Source organism: Pseudomonas sp. Ma2-10 (assembly GCF_054330215.1).
On record NZ_JBTEYL010000015.1, the window covers coordinates 52376 to 76954 of the forward strand.

Sequence of the window (24579 nt, forward strand, 5' to 3'; positions counted from 1 at the left end):
ACAAACCAATGTGGGAGCTTGCTCGCTCCCACATCTTTGATCTTCAGCGTTTGCTCACGCGAGTTCGGCGACTACGGCGGCCAACGCCTTGGCCGGATCCGCGGCCTGGCTGATCGGACGGCCGATCACCAGATAATCGGAACCGGCATCCAGCGCCTGACGCGGGGTCAGAATGCGGCGCTGATCGTCCTGGGCGCTGCCCGTCGGACGAATCCCCGGGGTCACCAGTTGCAGCGACGGGTGCGCCGATTTCAGGGCCTGGGCTTCCATAGCCGAACAAACCAGACCGTCCATCCCGGCTTTTTCCGCCAACGCGGCCAGGCGCAACACCTGCTCCTGCGGCTCGATATCCAGACCGATACCCGCCAGGTCTTCACGTTCCATGCTGGTCAGCACGGTCACGCCGATCAGCAGTGGTTTCGGACCGGTACGCTGGTCAAGCACTTCGCGGCACGCGGCCATCATGCGCAAACCACCGGAGCAGTGCACGTTGACCATCCACACGCCCATCTCCGCCGCCGCCTTGACGGCCATGGCGGTGGTGTTCGGGATGTCATGGAACTTGAGGTCCAGAAACACTTCGAACCCCTTGTCACGCAGGGTGCCCACGATTTCCGAAGCGCAGCTGGTGAACAATTCTTTACCGACTTTGACCCGGCACAGCTTCGGGTCCAACTGATCGGCCAGCTTCAGTGCGGCGTCACGGGTGGGGAAATCCAGGGCGACGATGATAGGAGTCTGGCAGGCGGACATGAGTGGGCTCTCAGGCAGGTCGAAATCGGCGCGCATTGTAGCGGAACCAGCGCCTCTGCGGGACCCGATGATCGGTAATTCGTCGAGGCGGCTCAAGCAAGACTAGTCCTTGCGCCAATTGTGTCGAGTCGGATACACATATGACACGCCTGCAACACCCTCCAACGTTACCTTCGGCACCCGCAACACGTCCTTACAGCACTTCCCGCCTCCTAGCAGGATGCCTATGCTGAAACCACAACCTCGCAGCCCATCTTTGTGGTTGGCAGCCTACTTGGCAGATGAACGCACGCATGCACAACCTCCACGCACCAGTGAACGACGATCAAAAAGCGCCCAGCGACGACAAACGCTGGAGCATTCGCGCCCTGATCGTCGACGATGACGTCCCGATCCGCGAGCTGATGATCGACTATCTGGCCCGGTTCAACATTCACGCCAGCGGCGTCACCGATGGCGTCGCGATGCGCCTGGCGCTGCAAGCGGAGCATTTTGACGTGGTGGTGCTCGACCTGATGCTGCCTGGCGAAGACGGTTTGTCACTGTGCCGCTGGCTACGCGCCGAATCGGACATCCCGATTCTGATGCTCACTGCCCGCTGCGAACCCACCGACCGGATCATCGGCCTGGAACTGGGGGCCGACGACTACATGGCCAAGCCGTTCGAGCCGCGAGAATTGGTGGCGCGCATCCAGACGATCCTGCGCCGGGTACGCGACGATCGCACCGAACAACGGACGAACATCCGTTTCGACAACTGGCGCCTGAACAGCGTGCTGCGCCAATTGATCGCCGCTGACGGCCTGGTGGTGCCGTTGTCCAACGCCGAATTCCGTTTGCTGTGGGTGTTCATCGAACGTCCTCGCCGGGTACTCAGCCGCGAACAACTGCTGGATGCCGCTCGCGGTCGCTCGATCGAAGCCTTTGATCGCAGCATCGACTTGCTGGTCTCGCGCCTACGCCAGAAACTCGGTGATGACCCCAAAGCCCCGCAGTTGATCAAGACCGTTCGCGGTGAGGGTTACCTGTTCGACGCCAGAGACATCGGCTGATGCGTGCGCGCTTCGATACGCTCTTTGGCCGCCTGTTTGGCATGCTGCTGGTGGCGATCCTCCTGGCGCACTTGTTGGCGTTTTTCTGGTTTCACTATTACGGCCCGCCACCGCCCCCTCCGCCGCCGGGGTTTTCCGAAAACGTCGACGCACAGCGCCCGCCGATGGACCCGCGCGTGGGAAATCGGCCACCGCGGCCGTGGTTCGGCGGCCCCTTGGTGCCGCTGACCTTTCAACTGGTCTCGCTGATCATCGCCGCCTGGTACGGTGCCAAACTGCTGAGCCGGCCGATCCAGCGCTTGAGCGATGCGGCCGAGCGTCTGAGCGAAAACCTTGATAGCCCGCCTCTGGATGAGTCCGGCCCACGGGAAGCACGGCAAGCGGCACACACCTTCAACAAGATGCAGCAACGCATTCGTGAACAAGTGCAGCAACGCTCGCGGATGCTTGGCGCCGTCTCCCACGACCTGCGCACGCCGCTGTCGCGACTCAAGCTGCGACTGGAGCAGATCGACGACAACAAACTGCAAGGCCAGATGCGTCAGGATCTGGACGACATGATCAACATGCTCGACGCCACCCTCACTTACCTGCATGAACAGCGGACCAGTGAAGTGGTGCAATGGATGGATGTGCAGGCGCTGGTCGAGTCCCTGAGTGAAAACGCCCAGGACCAGGGCGCCGATGTTCTCACCCGCGGCCACTGCGCGCCGTTGCACGTGCAGCCGATGGCTTTGCGTTCGTGCATCAACAACCTGCTGGACAATGCCCTGCGTTATGCCGGGCAGACAATGATTACGCTTGAAGACACACGCGAAACCCTGGTGATCCGGGTCATCGATCATGGGCCGGGTATTGCGGCGGATAAACGTGAAGCCGTGTTCGAGCCATTCTTTCGTCTGGAAGGATCGCGCAACCGCAACTCCGGTGGCGTCGGACTGGGCATGACCATCGCCCGCGAGGCGGCCGAACGACTGGGTGGGCAGTTGAGCCTGGAAGAAACTCCCGGCGGCGGTCTGACAGCGGTGATTCGCCTGCCCCGAGCCTGATGACCGCTCTGTGTGCCGTTCGGTACAAACCCCATATACCCACGACAACTTACCCCATGAGGCTGCATAAGCCGGTGCACCCACCGGTTATCCATTCCAAGGAGTGAGCGCAATGATCGGTAGCGTCAGCAGTTATACAAGCTATACCAGCAGCAGTACCACCAGCACCGCCCGCAGCCAGCAATTTCAGAAAGAATTGCTCACCAAACTCGACAGCAACAGTGACGGCGCAGTCGATCAAGATGAACTCAAGAGCGCCCTGTCGCAGAAAACCGACGACGGCCTGCTGATCAGCCTGAGCAAGCAGTACTCGCTCGACAACGTGGCGACCGTGGGCAAGTACCTGAACGTCGCGACCTGAGTCCTTGCCCGCAAAGTGGCCTTGAGCCCGAACGAAAAACCCACTGACCTTCTCAGGTTCAGTGGGCTTCAGGTCATCGCGCGTTCATACCGACTCAGGGCCGGCGATCCTCGATCCGGGCCTGACTCTTGCTCCAGTCGTTCAGCAGGCTGTAGGCCACCGCCAACAACGTCGGGCCGATAAACAAACCAATAAACCCAAAGGCGATCAACCCGCCAAACACCCCGAGCAGGACAATCACCAATGGCAAATTACCGCCCCGACTGATCAGGTACGGTTTGAGCACGTTGTCGACGCCACTGATGATGAACATCCCCCAAACTCCGAGAAACACCGCCATCCCGTACTCGCCCTTCCAGGCCAGCCAGGCCGTGGCCGGAATCCACACCAGCGGCGGCCCCATGGGAATCAGGCTCAACAAAAACGTAATGATCCCCAGCACCAGCGCCCCGGGCACCCCGGCAATCATAAACCCGATCAACGCCAGAACCGCCTGGGCCGCCGCCGTCCCGATCACGCCGTTCACCACCCGCTGCACCGTGCCCGCCACCAATTCAATGTAATAGCCGGCACGGTCACCAATCAGACGTTCCAGCAACCCGTGAATAAACGCCGCCAGACGCGGCCCGTCACGGTAGAAAAAGAACACAAAGACGATACTCAACGTCAGCTCGAGAATCCCGCCGCCAATCTGCGCACTGCGCGCCAGCAACCAATTGCCGACCTGACCCAGATAAGGTTTGACCGCCAGTATCATCGCCGCACCCTGCTGATCGATGCTGTTCCAGACCCCCACCAGTCGCTCGCCCACCAAGGGAATACCCCCCAGCCAGGTCGGCGCTTCCGGCAGCCCGGCGACCTGCACATCCTTGATGAACGCCGTGGCATCGCGCACATGGTCCGCGAGGTTGAACCCCAGCCAGACCAACGGCAACGCCACCAGCAACATCCAGCCCAGCGTCAGCACGGCTGCCGCCAAAGATTCGCGACCATTAAGCAAACGCGTCAGCAAACGCATCAGCGGCCAGCTGGCAAACGCCAGCACCGCGCCCCAGAACAGCGCCGACCAGAATGGCGCCATCACCCAGAAGCTCGCGCCAAACAGCACCAGGAGCAGGATCTGCACCAACAGCCGATCGTTATTGATCATCTAAATCTCGAAAAAAGTCAGTTCGCAAAAGAGTAGGCGAACGTAGGGTGTACGTTCGCCTGATAAAGCTTATCGCAACAGTTCGATGTGCAAGCCAGCGCCCTCGACGCCCCCCGCTTCCATCCTGGCGGTACGCACACCCTGCCCGATCAGTGCCTGACGCCAAGCTTCGGCCTTCGCCCCGGAAATACTGACCCGCAACGTGGTGTCCAGGTTCAGCCCACGAGAGATCAGGCGTAGCCAGGTATCGTCAGGATCGCCGGTCAATGTGGGGAGATCAAGTTCACCGGTGCTTTTGAGCTCTCGAAGCAAGGTTGCAGACGTCGGCAGCAAATCACCCAGCGGCGCGGCGGAGTCAAACTGTTCAACGTGCAGATAAGCTTTACGATTGCCGCGCGTGATGCTGTAAAGCGCCACCAGCGTGTTGTCCTGTGGGGCCGCCAGGCGCAACAGCAAATACGCTTGCTGACTATCAGCGCCATAAAGCTTGGGATTGTCGAAGACCTCATTGGCCCACAGGCTACTTTCGCCGCAATCCCGGGCCTGGCACCAGAACAGCAATTGGGCGCCCTGCTTCTGCAAGGCTTCACGAGCGGAGGTGAAGGCCTCGGTGGCGGAGTGCTCCAGTGGCAACTCGTAGGTCACCGACGTGGCTTGCCCTCGAACACTGACCTGGCCGTCAAAGCGTAACTGGCCGCTGATTTTGCGCACCGAACCCAGTGGGAAAATTCGCTCAAGCTCCGCGACCGGACGATAGTCGACGATCTGCGCATCGGCCATACGCGGCACGATCGGCAAGTCCTGACTGCCCGGGACATCGTCGGCAAATAACAGGGGACTGAAGCAACACAGCGCCAGCAAACTGAATGAACGCATGGATAGACTCATCGGATCAGCATGGCCTGGGCACCCTTGATGGTACTGACGTCATCGATGCGCTCAGACACCCGCAAACCGCGCTGTACCGCCGGACGCCCCTTGGGGTCTTTTGGCAGCAGTTTGCCGCTCGGTTCAGCCAGGTACCTCAGGATCGCGCCGGATTCAAACACGGCGAAACCGCCGTTGGTGCGATCGACAATCGCCGGAATCCGGCCATTGGGATTGATCTTGAAGAAGCCCTCGGACTTCTGTTCCTTTTTGTCGAAACTCAAGGCGTGCACCGTGTAGGGCAGGCCGAGTTCCTCGAGCACGATAGAGACCTTGTGGCCATTCGGAGTCGCAGCGGTGTAGAGATCTATCATGGTTGTCTCCCATTTCAACTCGCCCAGCCTCGACAGTTGCCCGGCGCAAGTCAAGGAACGGTGAAAAACCGATTGAAACAGTCTGCGACAAAGTCGGCGCCGGGTTCGTCATTCAGGTGTAAATGATGGCCGCCAGGCAGCTGTTCACGGCTAAAGGGTAGACGCTCCAGCAACTCGGGATGTTTGGCAAGCATACCGTCGGCAGCCACCACCAGTTTTGCAGGGCAACTGACTCGCTGGACGAAGGCCATCGCCTGTTCGGAGGTCAGACGCAGCGGCGACGGTAAGGTCAGACGGTTATCGGTGCGCCAGGTATAACCACCCGGCACCGGCATCAATCCACGCTGGGCCAGCAGTTCTGCAGCTTCGCGACTGACCGCGACCAAGCCTTTCATGCGCGCCTCGATGGCCCGGTCGAGGGTGTTGTAGACCGGTTTGCGCTTCGCGCCCAAATTCAGCTGCGCTTGCAGGGCCATGCCCATCCGCTCGGCAGCGTTTTCGCCTTTGTCTGTAGGAGGAATGATGCCGTCGATCAACGCCAGATGGGTCACGCGTTCCGGTAACGAACCGGCCAGCACCAGCGAAACAATCGCGCCCATGGAATGCCCCAGCAGACCGAAGCGCTTCCAACCCAATTGCTCGGCCACTTGCAGCACGTCATGGGCGTAGTCCCACAGTGCGTAACCGGCACCGGCCGGCCGATGCCCGGAATGACCGTGACCGGCCATGTCCAGCGCGATGATGCGCAAACCTTTGAGCTTCGGCGCCAACCGGGCGAAGCTGTTGGCGTTGTCCAGCCAGCCATGCAAAGCGATCACCGGCATGCCATCTTCGGGGCCGAACAAGTGCGCTGCCAACTCGATATGCGGCAGGCTCAGACGAACTTCTTCAACGACGTTGCTCATGCGCAATCCTGTTGGCGGCGACCTTCCCAACGGCTGAGCAGGTTTTTCAGCAGCGTGGCCGTGTCCTGGGGACGTTCGAGGGGAAACATGTGGCCACCTGGCATCGTCAGGGACTCGCCCAGCGGCAAGCGTCCCACGAGGCTTGCGTGATGGCGCATCACCACCCGGCTCTTGTGCCCCCGAACCACCGCCAGCGGCACTTTCAGTTGCCGTGTGCGGCCGGGACTGGTGTGCGGCACGCCACGGTAGATACTGATTTCCGTGGCCGGATCGAAGCGCAGGCGCAATCTGTCGCCCACCTTGTGCAAGCCGTGTTGCAGGTAAGCGTCAAAGCATTCCGGGTCGAAACTGCGAAACAGGGTTTTGCCAGCGAAATAGAGTCGGGCCGCCTCCAGGTCGGTGAACTCTTCGCGACGTCCCAACGTACGGCCGGCCGGGGTCAGGCGATCGATAAAACCGAAACGTTTGGCGGCGCGGATCACCCATTGATCAGCGCGGGTCAGCACCGGCGAATCAAGCATCACCACGCCGCGATAGAGTTCGGGGCACCGCAACGCCGCGTGCAGATGCAACACGCCTCCGAAGGAATGGCCGACTCCCCACACAGGCTCCGATTGTTGCTTGAGGTGATGAATCAGCTCGTCGACCAGGTTGTACCAGTTGTCGTCCGCCGGGAAACGCGGGTCATGGGCGTGCTGATGCAGATGCGTCACCTGATACTCGGGCGCCAGCGCCGCGAACAATTTGCCGTAGGTGCCCGAGGGAAAACCGTTGGCGTGGGCGAAAAATATCTGTTGCGACATACCGATGATCCATCAACGAAAACAAGGGTGGATTGTCCGTAAGACGACGTCCTACAGCAATGACCATAACTGCCAGGAATGGTGGTAGGAGGTGTCGCGAAGATCAACGTCCCGGCGGATTCTCACCCAATGGCACCACCGCCATGGTCAACCGAGACACACAGCTAGCCTTCCCCTCATCGCTGGTCAAACGGATATCCCAGACATGCGTCGTGCGGCCAATGTGAATCGGCTTGGCCACCGCCGTGACCCGTCCGCTGCGCAAGCCGCGCAAATGGTTGGCGTTGATTTCCAGGCCCACGCAGTAAAATTTGCTGGCGTCGATGCACAGGTAACTGGCCATCGAGCCGACCGTTTCGGCCAGCACCACCGAGGCGCCGCCGTGCAGCAAGCCGTAAGGCTGGTGAGTGCGATGGTCGATGACCATGCTCGCGGTCAGCGATTCTTCGTCGAAGGCTTCGAAGCGAATATCCAGTACTTCGCCGATGGTGTTTTTCTGGATTGCGTTCAACTGCTCGACGTTGGGAGTGGTACGCCACAGACTCATTGTTGCTTTCCTTTGTTGGTTTTATTCGTGACTCAATCCTGCCACAGCACCGCCTCGCTGCGCTCGCTCCATTCTTCGAAGCGGGCACCGTAGGCGGCTTCGATCACGTTGCGCTTGATCTTCAGGGTCGGCGTCAGAAAGCCGTTTTCCACCGCCCAACGGCGTTTTTCCAGGCTTGAATGCAGGCGCGCCGCTACGCACCATAACCTCGTCCGACTCAGCGATCCGCTCCTCGACCTCCGGGCAGGGCTTGCCGATCCAGCCGGGTTTGTTCTGGCCCGACAGGCAAACGTGCGAATAGCCGCAGTTTTCGGTCATGCCCTAGACCGCCAGCACATCCAGTCCCAGCTTGCGGTACCACAGCAGCAAGGTCTGCGGCACTGGCGCGGCGCCGGACAGGGCAATGCGCAAGGCATCCAGCCCAAGTCCGACCAGGACTTTATGGCCGACCCGCTTGCCGATGATCGGCGGATGGCGTGGGATCGTCCTGGATCGGTGAGCTCTTTTGCAGGTCGGCCCAGCTGTAGGCGAAAGTACCAAGCGGATGCAACGGCAGGTTGATTGTCGGCAGATCGGCGCGGACGCCAACAGCCATATCAGGCCAATCATCGAGTTTGCCGATGAAAACCAGGGCCGCTTCGGAGTGTTCAAGAACCCGGGCCACAGAGTCTGCGGTGAGGTTCGGATAGAGCGGCACCGACACATGGCCCGCCATCCAGACCGCCAGGTCGGCGATGATCCAGTCCGCTGGCGGGGATGACGGGCCTCGCGCATAGGAAGATGTCCAGCGGCAAACGAAAAGCAACAGGCATGCGACTCGCTCCTTTACTTTTGGTCTGGAGCAAGCGTAGCCAACCAAGCAGTTGCTCGGCTGACTATTTTACGGGTGCTTGATGCCGTTGAGTTTCATCGCGCCGGCCATCGGCAAATCGCCTTCAAGTTCTGCCAGGCCTGCGGTGCGGACCGCTTCCGGGTCTTGCACATGGCCGTGCTGCAAGTAACCCAACAGGTTGCCCACCAGCGGGTTATGACTGACCAGCAACGCGTGATCCTCAGACACCAACTGCTCTGCCACCGCTTGCGGGCGGTTGTCGGGGGTCAGCCAATCGACGGTGCGAATCTGCGGTGCGAAATTCAGCGCGGCACGCACAATTTCTGCCGTCTCCTGCGCTCGCAGGTAAGGACTGGCATAAATGGCAGTGAGCGGCTTACCGATCAACTGCGCCGCAGTGCGCAACACCTCTTCGCGACCCTTGACGGTCAGGGTCCGCTCGGAGTCCGGGCGAGTACCGTATGGCTCGGCTTCACCATGACGCAATACCCAGAGTTTCATAGTTTCGGCTCCTCATCTCGGGCCGGATGCGGGGCTGGCGCCACAGTGTGCGGCGCTTCACCTTCCGGTGTACGCGGCGTCGGCCAGTCGGCGAACGGCCAAGGCTTCTGGTCACTGTGGAAACTGCCGAATCGACCGATCTGCGCCAGAAACTGGCTCAGGCTGTCGCCGAAGTTCATCAGGCTGGCGCTTGGCGCGCCATAGATCAAACGATAGATCAACTGAACCAACACCACGGCGCCAAGGATGAATTGCGCCACTTGCCAGACCAGCACGTAGACGATCATCCACAACACGCGCAGCAGGATAGATTCGTACTTGGCTTCTGTTTTCGGATCGTTCATGTCTCGCTCCCTGCCCCTGTCAATTGAGTGCTCAATTGAAACCGCTGGTGGAAATAAAGTCGACGTCGGTTTTCGGCTCGGCACGCATCAATAGACCGATCACCTGCTCCAGCGTGCACCCTTCGAACAGGATGGCATGCAGCCCGGCGACCAGCGGCATGTACACGCCCACCTCCTGAGCCTTGGCCTTGAGCACCTTGAGGGTGTTCACGCCTTCAGCGACTTCGCCAAGGCGTGTCACTGCATCGTCCAGGCTCAAACCCTGGCCAAGGGCGAATCCGACCTGATAGTTACGGCTTTTCGGCGACGAGCAAGTGACGATCAAATCGCCGACGCCCGCCAAACCGAGGAAGGTCATCGGGTTGGCGCCCTGATTCACCGCAAAGCGGGTCATTTCCGCCAGCGCCCGGGTGATCAGCATGCTCTTGGTGTTTTCGCCCATGCCCAGCGCCACCGCCATGCCGGCGATGATTGCGTAAACGTTCTTCAGCGCGCCGCCCAACTCCACACCGAAGCGGTCGGCGCTGGCGTACACGCGAAAGGTCCGACCGTGCAACGCCTCCTGGACCCGCTGGCAGAGATCTTCGTCTTCGCTGGCGACCACCGTGGCAGTCAGCGCGTGTTCGGCGATTTCACGGGCCAGGTTCGGCCCGGACAGCACGCCGATGCGCGCTTGCGGGGCGATCTCTTCGAGGATTTCGCTCATTAATTTGAAGGTGTGGGCTTCGATGCCTTTGGTCAGGCTCACCAACAATTTGCCGCTCAAACGTTCGGCGTGCGGCATCAATACCGAGCGCAGCGCGCTGGACGGCAGTGCGACGAAGCACAGGTCGCAGGCTTGTAGCGTGGCCAGCAGGTCGGTGACCGCTTCCACGGCCGGCAGAATCTTGATGCCTTTGAGGTAGCGCGGGTTTTCGCGATTGACCCGAATGGCCTCGGCCTGCTCGGGGTCACGCATCCACAGTCGGACCTGATGCCCGTTCTCGGCCAGCAGGTTAGCCACGGCGGTACCAAAACTTCCGCCTCCCAGGACCGCAATTGGGCGCTGTTCAGTCATATGCAATCCGTTAATCCATACCAGTGGCGATGTCGGCATTATACGGAGCGGCCCAGTGGCGGCCAGCCCCCGCATCAAATACCGACACTTGTAGGAAGAAGACCAAGAAAACCGAGGAAAATGCCCACAACGTGACTGGAAAAGTCATTGCTCTCGGTTAACATGCGCGCCAACTGTTCGCTATCAAGGATGTGTTGTGTTGTTTGGCTCCCCATCACCTCGCTCGCCGCTGGTTCTGGCGCTGATTATCAGCTCGCCATTGCTCGCCGACGACTTGTTCCTCGACAGCGAGTCGCTGCCGCAAGTATTGACCGCTACGCGGCTCAAGCAGTCGCCAGCCGCGGTACCGGGGAGCATGACGGTGATCGACAGCGAACTGATCAACGCCAGTGGCGCCCGGGACATCAGTGAGTTGCTGCGACTGGTGCCGGGCATGATGGTCGGCAACATCAACGGTAACCAGGCGGCGGTGAACTATCACGGCACCAATGCGACCGAAGCGCGACGCATGCAAGTGTTGATCGACGGCCGTTCGGTGTACCGCGCAGGCCTGGCCACGGTGGACTGGAGTGACATTCCGGTGGCCATGGAGGACATCGAACGTATTGAAGTTTTCCGCGGCCCGAACACCGTCAGCTATGGCGCCAATGCGCTGATGGCGGTGGTCAACATCATCACGCGTAACCCGGCCGACAGCCACGGCACGCGAATGAAAGTCACCCGCGGGCAGCGCGGCATCGACGACTTTTACGCCAGCCAGGGCGTGGACTGGGACGGCGGCGACCTGCGCCTGTCACTGTCCGGCCAGCAAGACGACGGCTTCGACTCGGATCGTAACGGCGCCGACTACCGCGACAACCGCCGCTTGAACCGCTTTAACCTCGCCGTCAGCCAGACGCTCACCGAAAACCAGAGCATCGACTGGCAGTTGAATGCCAAGGACGGGACCAACCAGCGGCCGTATACCTACCGCCCGGTCTTCTCGGGGATCACCACTGCCGGGAACAATGCCGACGTTATCGCCAAGGACTACGCCGGCTCACTGCGCTGGAACCTCGACATCAATCCCGATCACAGCCTTTACATCCAGGGCTCGGCGCAGCACTGGGATCGTCAACAGACCTGGCGTGCCTGCGATGCCGAGGTTTCGTTCAGCCCGCAGTTGACCGAACTCTGGCAGCTCAACCCGAATTACTCCGAACGCCTGGCGCGTAACATGGAGCGCTACACCGGCCCCGGCGCGCCCGCAGGTGACCCGGCCCAGCGGGCACTGGCCAATCAAGTGCTGAAGCAATGGCGAAACGGCGCCCGGCAAACCCTCTGTGGCGATATTGACCAGAGCACCCGGGAATCGCGCTACGACCTTGAACTGCAGGATACCCTCAGCCTGTCCGACAGCCTGCGACTGGTCAGCGGCATGAACTATCGTTACGACCGGGCAGATTCCGAGACCTACTTCAATGGCACCCTCGACGACACCACCTGGCGGGCATTCGGCCAACTCGAGTGGCGCGCCACCGAGCATTGGTTGCTCCAGGGCGGAGCGATGTTCGAAGACACGCAATTGATCGGCAGTTCGCTCACTCCGCGAGTGGCGGTCAACTACCTGATCAACCCGCGCCATGGCCTGCGGGCGGTGTACTCGGAAGCCATCCGCTCGCCGGACATGTTCGAGAACAACGTCAACTGGAGCTATCAGGTAAAGAACCTGCGACCCAGCGCCTATGGTCAGTCCAGCGCCCGTTATTTCGTCAAGACCCGTGGCCCCGCAGACCTCGACCAGGAACACATGCGCTCCCGGGAGCTGGGCTACAACGGCTACTTTGCGCAGTGGGGACTGGCGGTCGATGTGAAGCTGTTCTACGACGAAATCACCGGGATGATCAGCGAGCCGCTGCGCAACAACCAGTACATCGCCAGCAACTCAAACAGCGCGCGCTTCTCCGGGACAGAAACCCAGCTCGACTGGCGACTCAGCAGCGTCGATCGCCTGCGCCTGACCTACGCCTATGTCGATGCCGAGGCGAGCAATCCACAGGATGCGCAACAGACGGCTCGAAACAGCGGTTCCGCCGGCTGGCTGCACCACTGGGGCCATGGCTGGAACAGCGCGCTTTTCTACTATGGTGACGATGCCCTGAACGGCTATCGCTTCGAACGGGTCGACACGCGCATCGCCAAACGCATCGGCCTGGGCAAGGCCAGCCTGGAGTTGGCCGGTGTGCTCCAGCAACGCCTCGACCGTCAGCCCACGACCTTCGTCGACAACAACTACGATGAGCGCCGGGTGCTTTACTTCAGCGCAGAGCTGGCGTTCTAAGATGCGCTATAGCCCGTCACGCAAGACGCCAATCCTTGGCCGCCTGCTGGCCGGGTTGTGCCTGGTGTTTGCCGGGCTGCTGAACAACCTGGAAGCCAGCGCCGCAGACATTTTGCTGACTGGCGCCGAGGACAGCCCGGGCATGCAATCCTTCACCCAGGCCCTGAGCGCGTTGCGGCCTGCCGATAACGTGCGCTTCCAGCCACTGGCCAGTCTGCCGGCGCCAGGCAAACTGCCCGTCGGCACCCGTTTGATTCTGCTCGACCTGCCGAGCCTCGACTGGCGCCTGCAAGACGCCCAGGGCCCGGCGACGCTGGTACTGCGCATCAGTCGCTTGCAAGCCCGTCAGCATCTGGGGGCGACCCTGCCCCCGCGCCTCAGCCTGCTCTGGAGCGATCCGCCCCTGGACCGACAATTGCACCTGACCCGACTGCTGCTGCCTCAGGCCAAGCGGGTCGGCGTACTCTTCGACAGCCACAGCGAGTTCCTCTTGAAAGAATTGCATCAAGCCGCCCATTCCCTGGGCCTTGAGGTGGTCACCGAGCGCTGGGATAACACGAACGACAACCGGCCACTGCAGACCTTGCTGAAGAACAGCGACGTGTTGCTGGGCCTCGACGACCCCGATCTGTACAACCCCAAAACCGCGAAAAACCTGTTGCTCAGCAGCTATGCACGGCAATTGGCAATGATCGGCCCTAACGCCGGGTTCGTCAGGGCCGGGAGCCTGGCCAGCACCTACAGCGATCAGAGCGATTGGCTGGCGATGCTCGACGAACTACTCGACCGGCCACCGGCCACCTGGCCACGCACGCGCTACCCACAACGCTTCAAAGTCTTAAGTAACCCGCAAGTGGCTCGTTCATTAGGCATTGAACAGATGAATGAAGCGTCTGTCGCAACGCAGTTGGCCGAAGGAGAAAACCGCCCATGACCTTCCGTCGCCGTTGGGACATCAACACCCGCACACAAATCATCAGCCTCGGCCCTGCCCTGTTGCTGACGTTGCTGTTGATCAGCTTCTTCACCTTCGTGCGGATCCAGGACCTGCGTCAGGAGCTCAACCACACCGGACAGCTGATTGCCAACCAGCTGGCGCCGGCCACTGAATACGGGGTTATCTCGGGTAACATCGAGGTGCTCGACAGTTTGCTCAAGGCCACCCTGGCCACGCCCAATGTGCGCTTTCTGGAAGTCCAGGACAGCGCCAACCGGATTCTGGTGTACGTCGAGCAACCGTCGCAAACCCACACCCGCTCGCACCAGGTCGAAGTGTTCCAGGCCCCGGTGCGGCTGCAACGCATCCAACTGCACAATGATTTCCTGCAGGACAGCCGCGTCGCTAACACGGCGCCCGCCGAGGATTATCTGGGTCGGGTGATCGTTGGCCTGTCCAATGACGCCTTCAGCCAGCGTCAGCAGGAAATCCTGCTCAAGGCCGGGATCCTGGCGCTGTTCGCCCTGCTGTTTACTTTCCTGGTCGCCCGGCGACTGGCCGGCAGCCTGTCGCAACCGATCCGCGACATCGGCAATGCGGTCAAGGCGATTCAGGACGGCGATTACAAAACGCCGCTGCCGATCGTCGACGACACTGAACTGGGCGCGTTGTCGCAACACATCAACAACCTCGCCAACGGGCTCGAACAAGCCAGCCGCGAACAGCATCAAGCGATGGCGCAGTTGATTCAGACTCGTGAGGAAGCCGAAACAGCCAACAACGCCAAATCCGATTTCCTTGCGATGATGAGCCATGAACTGCGCACGCCGATGAATGGCGTGCTGGGCATGCTGCAACTGCTGGAAACCACCGAGATGACCGAGGAGCAGGTCGAATACGCGGCGCTTGCCTCGGAGTCCACAGAACACCTGCTCAAAGTCATCAACGACATTCTCGATTTTTCGCGCATCGAACGTTCGGAACTGGAGCTGGAACACATTCCGTTCAACCTTGCGGACCTGATCGGCAGTTGCGCCCAGTCGTTCTCGCACAGCGCCTTGCAACGCGGGCTCGACCTGGCGCTATCGATTCCGCACGACATGCGTGCGCTGCAGGTGCAGGGCGACCCGACGCGGATCAGGCAGATCCTGGTCAACCTGATCGGCAATGCGCTGAAATTCACCGAACAGGGCCGCGTCAGCATCGAACCGCAATGGCAGTCGCTGGATCACGAGTTGCTGTGGTTCACCTGCACCGTGCGCGACAGCGGGATTGGTATCTCGGCTGAAAGACTGGAATTGATGTTCAACGCCTTCCAGCAGGCCGACAGTTCTATTTCGAGGCGATACGGTGGCACCGGGCTAGGCCTGCCGATTGCTCGCACGCTGGCTGAACGCATGGGCGGCACGTTACGCGCCCAGAGTGAGGAAGGTCGCGGCTCGGTGTTCACCCTGGAAATCCCGCTGGCGCGCTATAAACAGACGCTGCCCGTGCTGGCGCCGCGCGCACCGATCGGCAGCGGTGATGGCGAAGGGCGCAACGTGTTGCTGGTGGAAGACAATCCGGTCAATCAGACGGTCATCGAAGCAATGTTGCGCAGTCTGGGCTTTACTGTCAGCGTCGCCACCGATGGCGCCCAGGCAGTGCGCAGTGCGGAGAGTCTGATTTTTGAAGCCATTTTGATGGACTGTCGGCTGCCGATCATCGACGGTTACGAGGCCACCCGACAGATTCGCCAATTACCCGGCTGCACAGACTTGCCGATCATCGCACTGACCGCCAACGCCTTGCAGGGTGACCGCGAAGCCTGTTTGGCGGCGGGAATGAACGATTACCTGGCCAAGCCCTTCAAACGCACAGATTTGCAGCAAATTCTGCAACGCTGGGTGCAGTAGTGCAGGCCTTTCGGCTATCTGCGACTGGCGTGAAAGGCGAAAGTGCGGCAGTCTTAGGCACCCGAACAGGCCCGAAAAGGGGCTTGAATAATAATTTCAGTGCACAAGTGTACATTCATGTCCTTGGTGCTGTGACTTTCACCACAACGCAATAGTCTATGAGTAGGCTGCTGACTCGAGGCATGAACGCTTCGATCGGCCGGGAAGATTTGCCCCACCTGCCGCATGGGACTATTGAGGAGCTCGCATGACCCAACAAAACGCCTTTACTCGGGAAGACCTGCTGCGCTGCAGTCGCGGTGAGCTGTTCGGCCCAGGTAACGCACAACTGCCCGCCCCGAACATGTTGATGGTGGATCGCATCACCCATATCAGCGCCGAGGGTGGCAAGTACGGCAAGGGTGAATTGGTCGCTGAGCTGGATATCACTCCGGACCTGTGGTTCTTCGCCTGTCACTTCGAAGGTGATCCGGTGATGCCAGGCTGCCTGGGCCTCGACGCCATGTGGCAACTGGTCGGCTTCTTCCTCGGCTGGCAAGGTCTGCCGGGCCGCGGTCGCGCCCTGGGTTCGGGCGAAGTGAAATTCTTCGGTCAGGTTCTGCCTACAGCCAAGAAAGTAACCTATAACATTCAGATCAAGCGCGTACTGAAGGGCAAGCTGAACCTGGCCATCGCCGATGGTTCGGTCAGCGTCGACGGCCGCGAAATCTACACCGCCGAAGGCCTTCGGGTCGGCGTTTTTACCTCCACTGACAACTTCTAAGGGTTATCCGCATGCGCCGCGTCGTTATCACTGGTCTGGGCATCGTTTCGTGCCTGGGCAATGACAAAGAGACCGTCTCCGCTAACCTGCGTGCAAGCCGCCCTGGCATCCGGTTCAACCCGGAATATGCCGAAATGGGTCTGCGTAGCCAGGTTTCCGGCTCCATTGACCTTCCCCTCGAAGAGCTGATCGATCGCAAGATCTTTCGCTTCGTCGGTCACGCGGCGGCTTACGCCTACCTGGCCATGAAAGACGCCATCGCCGACTCCGGTCTGAGCGATGAGCAAGTCTCCAACCCGCGTACTGGCCTGATAGCCGGTTCCGGTGGCGCCTCCACGCTGAACCAGATGGAAGCGCTGGACATCCTGCGCGAGAAAGGCGTCAAGCGCGTCGGCCCATACCGCGTCACGCGGACCATGAGCAGCACCGTTTCCGCTTGCCTGGCGACGCCGTTCAAGATCAAGGGCCTGAACTACTCCATCGCGTCTGCCTGCGCCACCAGTGCTCACTGCATCGGTACCGCCATGGAACAGATCCAGATGGGCAAGCAGGACATCGTGTTCGCCGGCGGCGGTGAAGAAGAGCATTGGAGCCAATCGTTCCTGTTCGACGCCATGGGCGCACTGTCCAGCCAGTACAACGAAACCCCGGAAAAAGCTTCCCGTGCCTACGACGCCAAGCGTGACGGTTTCGTCATCGCCGGCGGTGGTGGCATGGTCGTGGTCGAAGAGCTGGAACACGCTCTGGCCCGCGGCGCGAAGATCTACGCGGAAATCGTTGGCTACGGCGCGACCTCCGACGGCTACGACATGGTCGCCCCAAGCGGCGAAGGCGCCATCCGCTGCATGCAGATGGCCATGTCCACCGTTGACGCTCCGATCGACTACCTGAACACCCATGGCACGTCGACTCCGGTCGGCGACGTCATGGAAATGAAAGGTGTGCGTGAAGTGTTCGGCGACAAGGCTCCGGCCATCAGCTCCACCAAGAGCCTGTCGGGTCACTCCCTGGGCGCCGCCGGCGTTCACGAAGCGATCTACTGCATGCTGATGATGGAAGGTAACTTCATGGCGGGTTCCGCCAACATCGACGAACTGGACCCGGAAGTGGCTGACATGCCGATCCTGACCAAGACTCGTGAAGACGCCACCATCAACACCGTGATGAGCAACAGCTTCGGCTTCGGTGGCACCAATGCCACGCTGGTGCTGAAGCGCTGGCAGGGCAAGTAATACCCCGCCGCTTCGCTGCACATAAAAACGCCCCGACTGGTTCGGGGCGTTTTTATGTGCCTTGAGAAAATGAATTTTGTTGCATACGAACATGAAGCTTTTGTCATGAAATTCAACGCCCTGCGACCGAATGTCGCGTGTTTGGCGGGCTGCAGGACTTTTACCAAATTCGCAAAAGTTCGTTACCAAACTCAGTCGTTTACTTAGCAGGCTAACCAAACATATAACGGAGTCCTGCACACGCCTTGCTGCAGATAACAGAGATTGGAGCTAGCAGATGACTGTAAAAGTAACTGAACGCGACGATTCACATAAATCCCACGAAGGCGTAGCCGCCGGTATCCGGATCTGGGACGTGCACCAACAAGACATGCTGGTGGGGATGTTCCACTCCGAAACCGATGCCCACAGTTACAAGGCCGAACTGGAAAAACTGGAGCAGCAACGCGAACAACGATCCGCCTAGCCGCTGCGCATAAGCAATGCCCGCATTGAAAACGACAAACCCCGCTTAAGCGGGGTTTGTCGTTGTTGCAGCCTTTAACGGCTTACCACATCAGATCGTCAGGGATCTGATACGCCGCGTACGGATCGTCTTCGACAGCGACTTCTTCGATCTTCACATTCAACTGCACGATGCGCCGTGGATCGCGCTCCTGGATCTTCAGGGCCGCCTCACGGGGGATCACTTCGTATCCGCCGGCGTGATGCACAATGGCCAGGGAGCCGCTGCTGAGCTTGTTGCGCATCAGGGTGTTAACGGAGATGCGCTTGACCTTCTTGTCGTCAACGAAATTGTAGTAGTCCTCGGTCGTCAGTTTCGGCAGACGCGAGACTTCGATCAATTGTTTGACCTGAGCAGCGCGAGCCTTGGCCTCGGCTTTCTCCTGTTGCTGACGGTTCAACTCCTGATCGCGCTTGACCTTCTCGGCCATGGCCTCCTGAGTCGCCCGCTGCTGCGAGTCATCGAGTTCAACCTGACCTTTGTGGGCCAGACGCTGCTGTTTCTGCTTATCTTTGCCGACCTGTTTGGCCTGCTTCTGGTTGACCAGCCCTGCTTTGAGCAACTGGTCGCGAAGGGAAATGCTCATGGTGCTTATTACTCACTTAGGCAACTGCTCAACCGCAGCTGGGCAAATTCTTTTCCTGACGTTTGGCTTCGCCCCACAAGGCGTCCAACTCTTCGAGGGTGCAATCTTCTATGGGACGGTGGGTGTCGCGCAATGCCTGTTCGATAAAACGGAAGCGTCTTTCGAACTTGCTGTTGGCGCCACGCAGTGCGGTTTCCGGATCGACCTTGAGATGACGCGCCAGATTGACCACGGAAAACAACAAATCACCGACTTCATCGGCAATCGCTGCCGAGTCATTGTCGGCCATGGCTTCGAGCACTTCATCGAGCTCTTCGCGCACTTTGTCGAGCACCGGTAAGGCGTGCGGCCAGTCGAAACCGACCTGCCCCGCGCGCTTCTGCAACTTCGCCGAACGGGACAATGCCGGCAGTGCTGCGGGTACGTCGTCGAGCAAAGACAGTTGTTCGGGTGCCGAAGATTTCTCCGCCCGTTCTTCAGCCTTGATCTCTTCCCAGCGCTGCTTGACCTGATCTTCATTGAGCCGCGGAACATCCAGCGGTGCGTACACATCACCCGTGGGAAACACGTGAGGATGACGGCGAATCAACTTGCGGGTGATGCTGTCGACCACACCGGCGAATTCGAAACGCCCTTCTTCCCGTGCCAGTTGGCTGTAATAAACCACCTGGAACAGCAAATCGCCCAACTCTCCCTGCAAGTGATCGAAGTCACCGCGCTCGATGGCGTCGGCGACTTCATAGGCTTCCTCAAGGGTGTGCGGGACGATGGTTTCGTAGGTTTGCTTGATGTCCCACGGACAGCCGTACTGCGGGTCGCGCAGACGGCTCATCAGATGAAGCAAGTCTTCAAGGCTGTACATCGGTTTCACGGCGTCCGGTTACGGCGGGTTTCGATGATGTTCGGCAACTGGGAAATCCGCCCCAGCAACCGCCCCAGTGCATCCAGCCCCGGAATCTCGATGGTCAGGGACATCAACGCGGTGTTGTCCTCTTTGTTCGAGCGGGTATTGACTGCCAGCACGTTGATTCGCTCGTTGAGCAGCACTTGCGAAACGTCGCGCAGCAACCCGGACCGGTCGTAGGCGCGGATGATGATGTCCACCGGATAGGTGAGCACCGGCACCGGCCCCCAACTGACCTGGATGATCCGCTCGGGCTCGCGCCCGCCCAGTTGCAGCACCGAGGCGCAGTCCTGACGGTGAATGCTCACGCCACGGCCCACGGTGATGTAACCGACGATCGCATCCCCCGGCAGCGGTTGGCAGCAGCCGGCCATCTGGGTCATCAGGTTGCCGACGCCCTGGATCTGGATGTCGCCGCGCTTGCCCGGTTTGTAACCGGTGGCCTTGCGCGGAATCAGTTCCAGCTGTTCGTTGCCGCGTTCCGGCTCGACCAGTTGCTGCGCCAGGTTCACCAGTTGTGCCAGGCGCAAATCGCCGGCACCGAGGGCGGCGAACATGTCCTCGGCGGTCTTCATGTTGGCCTTTTCGGCCAGCTTGTCGAAATCCACCGCTGGCAGACCGAGGCGATTGAGTTCGCGCTCGAGCAAAGTTTTGCCGGCCGCGACGTTCTGATCGCGCGCCTGCAATTTGAACCAGTGAACGATCTTCGCCCGTGCCCGCGACGTGGTGATGTAACCCAGGTTCGAGTTCAGCCAGTCGCGGCTCGGGGTGCCGTGCTTGCTGGTGATGATCTCGACCTGTTCACCGGTTTGCAGGCTGTAGTTGAGCGGCACGATGCGCCCGTTGATCTTCGCGCCACGGCAGTTATGACCGATTTCGGTGTGCACGCGGTAGGCGAAGTCCAGCGGCGTCGCGCCTTTCGGCAAGTCGATGGCGTGACCGTCCGGGGTAAAAATGTAGACCCGGTCCGGCTCGATATCGACCCGCAGCTGTTCAGCCAGGCCGCCGATGTCGCCCAACTCTTCATGCCACTCGAGGACCTGGCGCAGCCAGGAAATTTTCTCTTCGTAGTGGTTGGAGCCGGACTTGACGTCGGTGCCCTTGTACTTCCAGTGCGCACACACGCCCAGCTCGGCTTCTTCGTGCATGGCGTGGGTGCGGATCTGCACTTCCAGCACCTTGCCCTCGGGGCCGATTACCGCGGTGTGCAGCGAGCGGTAGCCGTTCTCTTTCGGGTTGGCGATGTAGTCGTCGAATTCTTTCGGGATGTGCCGCCACAGTGTGTGGACGATACCGAGCGCGGTGTAGCAATCGCGCATTTCTGGCACCAGCACGCGAACGGCGCGAACGTCGTAGATCTGGCTGAATTCCAGACCCTTGCGCTGCATTTTGCGCCAGATCGAATAGATGTGTTTGGCCCGGCCGCTGATGTCGGCATCGACGCCGGTGGCGGTCAGTTCGTTTTTAAGTTGGTTCATCACATCGGCGATGAAGCGCTCGCGATCCAGGCGCCGCTCATGCAACAACTTGGCAATCTGCTTGTACTGGTCGGGCTCAAGGTAACGGAAGGACAAGTCCTCCAGCTCCCACTTGATATGACCGATACCGAGACGGTGGGCGAGCGGCGCGTAGATGTCGAAGACTTCACGGGCGACGCGGTTGCGTTTTTCGTCATCGGCGGTTTTCACCGCACGGATTGCGCAGGTGCGTTCGGCCAGTTTGATCAGCGCAACGCGAACGTCGTCGACCATGGCGACCAGCATCTTGCGCAGGTTTTCGACCTGGCCCTGCGTGCCCAGCACCAGGGATTGACGGGGGCTGAGGCTGGCGCTGATCGCCGCCATGCGCAACACACCGTCGATGAGTTTGGCGACCACCGGACCGAAGCGCTGGCTGACCGCCGGCAACTCAATCAAGCCTTCGCGCACGCCGCGATACAGGATCGCGGCAACCAACGAATCCTGATCGAGTTTGAGGTCGGCGAGAATCTCGGCGATCTCAAGGCCCGTGCGAAAACTCGAGGTCCCTTCGGACCACAGGTTTTTCGCCGCATTGGCTTGTTGTTCAGACGCACGAGCAAACTCGCACGCTTCTTTCAAGGCTTCGCGATCCAGTGCCGGATCGACACTGACCGCGTGATCGAGCCAAGCCTCGAGATTGATACTGCCGTCGGTGTTGATCGGCTGGTGTGCTCTCACCTGTACCATCTTGCTTACCTTCCCTACGACGCAGATTCAATGCGTCAAATCGCTGACCTTCGTTGCCCGTGCGCCCACATCAGGGCCGGTACGCGGCTGCACGGGCGGGCCAGCGGACCAGACGAGCCGTCCTAGCTCGCTTCAAATAACGCCATGGCCTCGACATGTGCCGTCTGAGGAAACATATCGAGAATCCCGGCACGTTTTAACCGGTAGCCCTGCTTGATCAATTCGACCGTATCGCGCGCCAGCGTTGCCGGATTGCACGACACATACACCAACCGTTTGGCGCCCAGGGACGCAAGCTTGCGTACTGCCTCGAAAGCACCGTCACGCGGTGGGTCCAAGAGTACCGCACAAAAGCCTTCGCGCGCCCATTCGGCATCGGTCAAAGGCTGGGATAAATCAGCCTGAAAAAACTTCACATTATGAAGATTGTTGCTAGCAGCGTTCGCGGCTGCACGCTCGACCATCGCCTGCACACCTTCCACCGCCACCACTTCGCGAACGACCTTGGCCAGCGGCAAGGCAAAGTTACCCAAACCACAAAACAGATCGAGAACTCGCTCCTCCGCCGTCGGCTTCAGCCAGTCCAGCGCTTGATCGATCATCGCTTCGTTGACCCCGGCGTTGACCTGGATGAAATCCCCTGGCCGGTACGCCAGACTCAAGTCCCACTGTTCAAGTCGATAACCCAACGACTGGTCAGCCTCAACCGGTTGCGGTTCACCGTCACCGTGCAGCCACAGTTGAGCTTCATGGAAGGCGCAGAATTCCTTGAGGATCGTCATGTCGGCGTCGGACAGCGGCGCCATGTGCCGCAATAAAACGGCCAGCTTCGATCCGGCAAATAATTCAACATGCCCCAGCGCCTGAGGTTTACTCAAGCGCCGCAACATTTGCGGCAAGCAGGTCATGATCGGTTGCAAGGGCTGTACCAGCACCGTGCATTCGTTGATCGCAACGATGTCCTGGCTGCCAGCGGCGCGGAAACCGACTTCGAGCTTTTTCGCCTTCATGTCCCAGCGCACCGCCACTCGGGCGCGACGCCGGTAACCGAATTCAGGACCGCTCAACGGTGCGGCCCATTCTTCGGGTTCGACACCGGCGACCTTCGACAACTGCTCGGCGAGCATGCGCTGTTTCAGAGCGAGTTGTTCGTTGTGCGGCAGATGTTGCACGCTGCAACCACCACAGCGACCGGCATGCGGACACGGTGCCGGGCGGCGCATGTCGCTGGCCAGGAACACCCGTTCGGTGCGAGCCTCGACCACTTTGCCGTGGGCACCCAATACGCGTGCTTCGACTTCTTCACCGGCCAATGCGCCGATGACGAACCAGGTGCGACCTTCAAAAAACGCGATACCGCGACCGTCATTAGCCAGGCGTTCAATACTCAAGCGCTGCTTTTTACCAGTCGGAATTTGCGGGGCCTTGCTGCCACCGGTGGGCTGGAAGCGCAGGCCTCTCTCTTGCTTGGCCATCAGTTGGGCGCGTCGAAAATGCCGGTCGACAAGTAACGGTCGCCCCGGTCGCAGATGATCGCGACAATCACCGCGTTTTCAACTTCTTTGGACAGCCGCAGCATCGCTGCCACCGCCCCGCCCGAGGACACGCCGCAGAAGATGCCTTCTTCGCGGGCCAGACGACGGGTCATGTCTTCGGCTTCGCTTTGCGCCATGTCGACGATCCGGTCCACGCGCTCGGCCTGGTAAATCTTCGGCAGGTATTCCTGCGGCCAGCGACGGATGCCCGGAATCGCCGAACCTTCCATCGGTTGCAGGCCGACAATCTGCACGCGCTCGTTCTGCTCTTTCAAGTAGCGCGAGACGCCCATGATGGTACCGGTGGTGCCCATGGAGCTGACGAAATGGGTGATGGTGCCTTCGGTCTGGCGCCAGATTTCCGGGCCGGTGGTGATGTAGTGCGCTTCGGGGTTGTCCCCGTTGGCGAACTGATCCAGCACCTTGCCGCGGCCTTCGGCTTCCATTCGCTGGGCGAGGTCGCGGGCGCCTTCAATGCCCTCTTCCTGAGTGACCAGAATCAGCTCGGCGCCATACGCGGTCATGGCGGCTTTACGTTCGGCGCTGGAGTTGTCCGTCATGATCAGGATCATCTTGTAACCCTTGATCGCGGCGGCCATCGCCAGGGCGATCCCGGTGTTACCCGAGGTCGCTTCGATCAGCGTATCGCCGACCTGGATCTGCCCGCGCAATTCAGCGCGGGTGATCATCGACAGCGCCGGACGGTCCTTGACCGAACCCGCCGGGTTATTCCCTTCGAGCTTGAGCAAAAGGGTATTGCTGGTGGCGCCAGGCAGGCGCTGCAAACGGACCAGCGGAGTGTTGCCGACGCAATCGGCGATGGTTGGGTACTGCAAGGTCATGGCGTATTCGCAATCCAGACTGCGGGGGCGACTATCATACCGGCAAACCGATCCAGGCCATATCACGCAAAGTACGGTGCTTATGGTTTATGGGAATAAGGGTGAAGAGGTGTGCAGTCGCTAGTGTGCAAGCCTCGCCTTACAGACGGAAGCATTTGACATGTAGGAAAAACTGATTTTCTAAAAAATGTCGGCTTTTAAGGACGCTTTCGTCGGACGTTTCACTCAAGCTTTGGCGGTTTGCGTGAACTGGTGGGT

Annotated in this window: 22 protein-coding genes and 3 pseudogenes; 9 read left to right on the forward strand and 16 right to left on the reverse strand. The window is 60.2% G+C overall.

The window, feature by feature from the left end; translation table 11 throughout:
• Positions 1-54 precede the first annotated feature (54 nt).
• The gene (gene pyrF / locus ACXPVS_RS18115; protein WP_458511147.1) at positions 55-753 is read right to left on the reverse strand and encodes an orotidine-5'-phosphate decarboxylase; all 699 of its coding nucleotides are present in this window, start codon (positions 751-753) and stop codon (positions 55-57) included.
• 293 nt (positions 754-1046) lie between these two features.
• Between pyrF and ACXPVS_RS18120 the strand changes: the two genes are divergently transcribed.
• From ACXPVS_RS18120 to ACXPVS_RS18130, 3 genes and pseudogenes are all read left to right on the forward strand, one after another.
• Positions 1047-1805 carry a response regulator gene (locus ACXPVS_RS18120; RefSeq protein WP_458511148.1) on the forward strand — a complete coding sequence of 253 codons (759 nt, stop codon included), beginning with the start codon at positions 1047-1049 and terminating at the stop codon, positions 1803-1805.
• Complete coding sequence (locus tag ACXPVS_RS18125; RefSeq protein WP_458511149.1) at positions 1805-2854, forward strand: sensor histidine kinase; 1050 nt, start codon at positions 1805-1807, stop codon at positions 2852-2854. The genes ACXPVS_RS18120 and ACXPVS_RS18125 overlap by 1 nt, the downstream gene beginning before the upstream one ends.
• A gap of 112 nt (positions 2855-2966) precedes the next feature.
• Positions 2967-3167: pseudogene (locus tag ACXPVS_RS18130) on the forward strand (histidine kinase); the annotation flags it as partial.
• A gap of 142 nt (positions 3168-3309) precedes the next feature.
• On the opposite strand, the gene ACXPVS_RS18135 reads toward ACXPVS_RS18130, so the two are convergent.
• The 10 genes and pseudogenes from ACXPVS_RS18135 to ACXPVS_RS18180 all read right to left on the reverse strand — a co-directional run bounded on the left by ACXPVS_RS18135 (position 3310) and on the right by ACXPVS_RS18180 (position 10595).
• Positions 3310-4365 (reverse strand): AI-2E family transporter, encoded by a 1056-nt coding sequence (locus ACXPVS_RS18135; RefSeq protein ID WP_458511150.1) that lies wholly within the window; start codon positions 4363-4365, stop codon positions 3310-3312.
• Positions 4366-4434: 69 nt separating this feature from the next.
• The gene (locus ACXPVS_RS18140) at positions 4435-5241 is read right to left on the reverse strand and encodes a DUF4892 domain-containing protein (protein WP_458511151.1); all 807 of its coding nucleotides are present in this window, start codon (positions 5239-5241) and stop codon (positions 4435-4437) included.
• A gap of 86 nt (positions 5242-5327) precedes the next feature.
• A pseudogene (locus tag ACXPVS_RS18145) lies at positions 5328-5606 on the reverse strand (glutathione S-transferase N-terminal domain-containing protein); the annotation flags it as partial.
• Between the two features lie 50 nt (positions 5607-5656).
• Positions 5657-6511, reverse strand: a complete 855-nt coding sequence (locus ACXPVS_RS18150) for an alpha/beta hydrolase (protein ID WP_458511152.1) — start codon at positions 6509-6511, stop codon at positions 5657-5659.
• Complete coding sequence (locus ACXPVS_RS18155; protein ID WP_458511153.1) at positions 6508-7314, reverse strand: alpha/beta fold hydrolase; 807 nt, start codon at positions 7312-7314, stop codon at positions 6508-6510. The genes ACXPVS_RS18150 and ACXPVS_RS18155 overlap by 4 nt, the downstream gene beginning before the upstream one ends.
• Positions 7315-7417: 103 nt before the next feature.
• Positions 7418-7861: a hotdog fold thioesterase gene (locus ACXPVS_RS18160; protein ID WP_438661994.1), complete on the reverse strand. Its 444-nt coding sequence runs from the start codon at positions 7859-7861 to the stop codon at positions 7418-7420.
• 32 nt (positions 7862-7893) lie between these two features.
• Positions 7894-8609 (reverse strand): annotated as a pseudogene (locus ACXPVS_RS18165) (AMP-binding protein); the annotation flags it as partial.
• Between the two features lie 132 nt (positions 8610-8741).
• Entirely contained in the window at positions 8742-9194 is a 453-nt protein-coding gene (gene sixA / locus ACXPVS_RS18170) for a phosphohistidine phosphatase SixA (RefSeq protein WP_458511154.1), read from the reverse strand.
• Complete coding sequence (locus ACXPVS_RS18175; RefSeq protein WP_458511155.1) at positions 9191-9538, reverse strand: DUF4389 domain-containing protein; 348 nt, start codon at positions 9536-9538, stop codon at positions 9191-9193. The genes sixA and ACXPVS_RS18175 overlap by 4 nt, the downstream gene beginning before the upstream one ends.
• Positions 9539-9569: 31 nt before the next feature.
• A complete protein-coding gene (locus ACXPVS_RS18180) occupies positions 9570-10595 on the reverse strand; it encodes an NAD(P)H-dependent glycerol-3-phosphate dehydrogenase (protein WP_458511156.1) in 1026 nt (341 codons plus the stop codon).
• A 196-nt stretch (positions 10596-10791) separates the two neighbouring features.
• Here ACXPVS_RS18180 and ACXPVS_RS18185 point away from each other — a divergent pair, with 196 nt between their 5' ends.
• The 6 genes from ACXPVS_RS18185 to ACXPVS_RS18210 all read left to right on the forward strand — a co-directional run bounded on the left by ACXPVS_RS18185 (position 10792) and on the right by ACXPVS_RS18210 (position 18208).
• Positions 10792-12915, forward strand: a complete 2124-nt coding sequence (locus ACXPVS_RS18185; protein ID WP_458511157.1) for a TonB-dependent receptor plug domain-containing protein — start codon at positions 10792-10794, stop codon at positions 12913-12915.
• 1 nt (position 12916) lies between these two features.
• The gene (locus ACXPVS_RS18190) at positions 12917-13849 is read left to right on the forward strand and encodes an ABC transporter substrate-binding protein (protein WP_458511158.1); all 933 of its coding nucleotides are present in this window, start codon (positions 12917-12919) and stop codon (positions 13847-13849) included.
• The gene (locus tag ACXPVS_RS18195; protein ID WP_458511159.1) at positions 13846-15747 is read left to right on the forward strand and encodes an ATP-binding protein; all 1902 of its coding nucleotides are present in this window, start codon (positions 13846-13848) and stop codon (positions 15745-15747) included. The genes ACXPVS_RS18190 and ACXPVS_RS18195 overlap by 4 nt, the downstream gene beginning before the upstream one ends.
• A 247-nt stretch (positions 15748-15994) precedes the next feature.
• Entirely contained in the window at positions 15995-16510 is a 516-nt protein-coding gene (gene fabA, locus ACXPVS_RS18200; RefSeq protein WP_008148022.1) for a 3-hydroxyacyl-[acyl-carrier-protein] dehydratase FabA, read from the forward strand.
• A gap of 11 nt (positions 16511-16521) precedes the next feature.
• Positions 16522-17742, forward strand: a complete 1221-nt coding sequence (fabB, locus tag ACXPVS_RS18205; protein ID WP_458511160.1) for a beta-ketoacyl-ACP synthase I — start codon at positions 16522-16524, stop codon at positions 17740-17742.
• 277 nt (positions 17743-18019) lie between these two features.
• Positions 18020-18208 (forward strand): hypothetical protein, encoded by a 189-nt coding sequence (locus ACXPVS_RS18210; RefSeq protein ID WP_458511161.1) that lies wholly within the window; start codon positions 18020-18022, stop codon positions 18206-18208.
• An 82-nt stretch (positions 18209-18290) separates the two neighbouring features.
• Here the strand turns inward: ACXPVS_RS18210 and ACXPVS_RS18215 are convergent, their stop codons facing one another.
• The 5 genes from ACXPVS_RS18215 to cysM all read right to left on the reverse strand — a co-directional run bounded on the left by ACXPVS_RS18215 (position 18291) and on the right by cysM (position 24321).
• Positions 18291-18833, reverse strand: coding sequence for a DUF2058 domain-containing protein (locus tag ACXPVS_RS18215; RefSeq protein WP_458511162.1), 543 nt, complete (start codon positions 18831-18833; stop codon positions 18291-18293).
• A 28-nt stretch (positions 18834-18861) separates the two neighbouring features.
• Positions 18862-19695 (reverse strand): nucleoside triphosphate pyrophosphohydrolase, encoded by an 834-nt coding sequence (mazG, locus tag ACXPVS_RS18220; RefSeq protein ID WP_458511163.1) that lies wholly within the window; start codon positions 19693-19695, stop codon positions 18862-18864.
• Between the two features lie 5 nt (positions 19696-19700).
• A complete protein-coding gene (gene relA / locus ACXPVS_RS18225) occupies positions 19701-21944 on the reverse strand; it encodes a GTP diphosphokinase (protein ID WP_458511164.1) in 2244 nt (747 codons plus the stop codon).
• A 122-nt stretch (positions 21945-22066) separates the two neighbouring features.
• Complete coding sequence (rlmD, locus tag ACXPVS_RS18230; protein ID WP_458511165.1) at positions 22067-23419, reverse strand: 23S rRNA (uracil(1939)-C(5))-methyltransferase RlmD; 1353 nt, start codon at positions 23417-23419, stop codon at positions 22067-22069.
• The gene (gene cysM / locus ACXPVS_RS18235) at positions 23419-24321 is read right to left on the reverse strand and encodes a cysteine synthase CysM (RefSeq protein WP_458511166.1); all 903 of its coding nucleotides are present in this window, start codon (positions 24319-24321) and stop codon (positions 23419-23421) included. The genes rlmD and cysM overlap by 1 nt, the downstream gene beginning before the upstream one ends.
• Positions 24322-24579 lie beyond the last annotated feature (258 nt).

Bases quoted from the DNA above. Each gene is read 5' to 3' on its own strand.
- pyrF (WP_458511147.1), bottom strand. From the start codon at position 753: ATGTCCGCCTGCCAGACTCCTATCATCGTCGCCCTGGATTTCCCCACC.
- ACXPVS_RS18120 (WP_458511148.1), top strand. From the start codon at position 1,047: ATGCACAACCTCCACGCACCAGTGAACGACGATCAAAAAGCGCCCAGC.
- ACXPVS_RS18125 (WP_458511149.1), top strand. From the start codon at position 1,805: ATGCGTGCGCGCTTCGATACGCTCTTTGGCCGCCTGTTTGGCATGCTG.
- ACXPVS_RS18135 (WP_458511150.1), bottom strand. From the start codon at position 4,365: ATGATCAATAACGATCGGCTGTTGGTGCAGATCCTGCTCCTGGTGCTG.
- ACXPVS_RS18140 (WP_458511151.1), bottom strand. From the start codon at position 5,241: ATGCGTTCATTCAGTTTGCTGGCGCTGTGTTGCTTCAGTCCCCTGTTA.
- ACXPVS_RS18150 (WP_458511152.1), bottom strand. From the start codon at position 6,511: ATGAGCAACGTCGTTGAAGAAGTTCGTCTGAGCCTGCCGCATATCGAG.
- ACXPVS_RS18155 (WP_458511153.1), bottom strand. From the start codon at position 7,314: ATGTCGCAACAGATATTTTTCGCCCACGCCAACGGTTTTCCCTCGGGC.
- ACXPVS_RS18160 (WP_438661994.1), bottom strand. From the start codon at position 7,861: ATGAGTCTGTGGCGTACCACTCCCAACGTCGAGCAGTTGAACGCAATC.
- sixA (WP_458511154.1), bottom strand. From the start codon at position 9,194: ATGAAACTCTGGGTATTGCGTCATGGTGAAGCCGAGCCATACGGTACT.
- ACXPVS_RS18175 (WP_458511155.1), bottom strand. From the start codon at position 9,538: ATGAACGATCCGAAAACAGAAGCCAAGTACGAATCTATCCTGCTGCGC.
- ACXPVS_RS18180 (WP_458511156.1), bottom strand. From the start codon at position 10,595: ATGACTGAACAGCGCCCAATTGCGGTCCTGGGAGGCGGAAGTTTTGGT.
- ACXPVS_RS18190 (WP_458511158.1), top strand. From the start codon at position 12,917: ATGCGCTATAGCCCGTCACGCAAGACGCCAATCCTTGGCCGCCTGCTG.
- ACXPVS_RS18195 (WP_458511159.1), top strand. From the start codon at position 13,846: ATGACCTTCCGTCGCCGTTGGGACATCAACACCCGCACACAAATCATC.
- fabA (WP_008148022.1), top strand. From the start codon at position 15,995: ATGACCCAACAAAACGCCTTTACTCGGGAAGACCTGCTGCGCTGCAGT.
- fabB (WP_458511160.1), top strand. From the start codon at position 16,522: ATGCGCCGCGTCGTTATCACTGGTCTGGGCATCGTTTCGTGCCTGGGC.
- ACXPVS_RS18210 (WP_458511161.1), top strand. From the start codon at position 18,020: ATGACTGTAAAAGTAACTGAACGCGACGATTCACATAAATCCCACGAA.
- ACXPVS_RS18215 (WP_458511162.1), bottom strand. From the start codon at position 18,833: ATGAGCATTTCCCTTCGCGACCAGTTGCTCAAAGCAGGGCTGGTCAAC.
- mazG (WP_458511163.1), bottom strand. From the start codon at position 19,695: ATGTACAGCCTTGAAGACTTGCTTCATCTGATGAGCCGTCTGCGCGAC.
- relA (WP_458511164.1), bottom strand. From the start codon at position 21,944: ATGGTACAGGTGAGAGCACACCAGCCGATCAACACCGACGGCAGTATC.
- rlmD (WP_458511165.1), bottom strand. From the start codon at position 23,419: ATGGCCAAGCAAGAGAGAGGCCTGCGCTTCCAGCCCACCGGTGGCAGC.
- cysM (WP_458511166.1), bottom strand. From the start codon at position 24,321: ATGACCTTGCAGTACCCAACCATCGCCGATTGCGTCGGCAACACTCCG.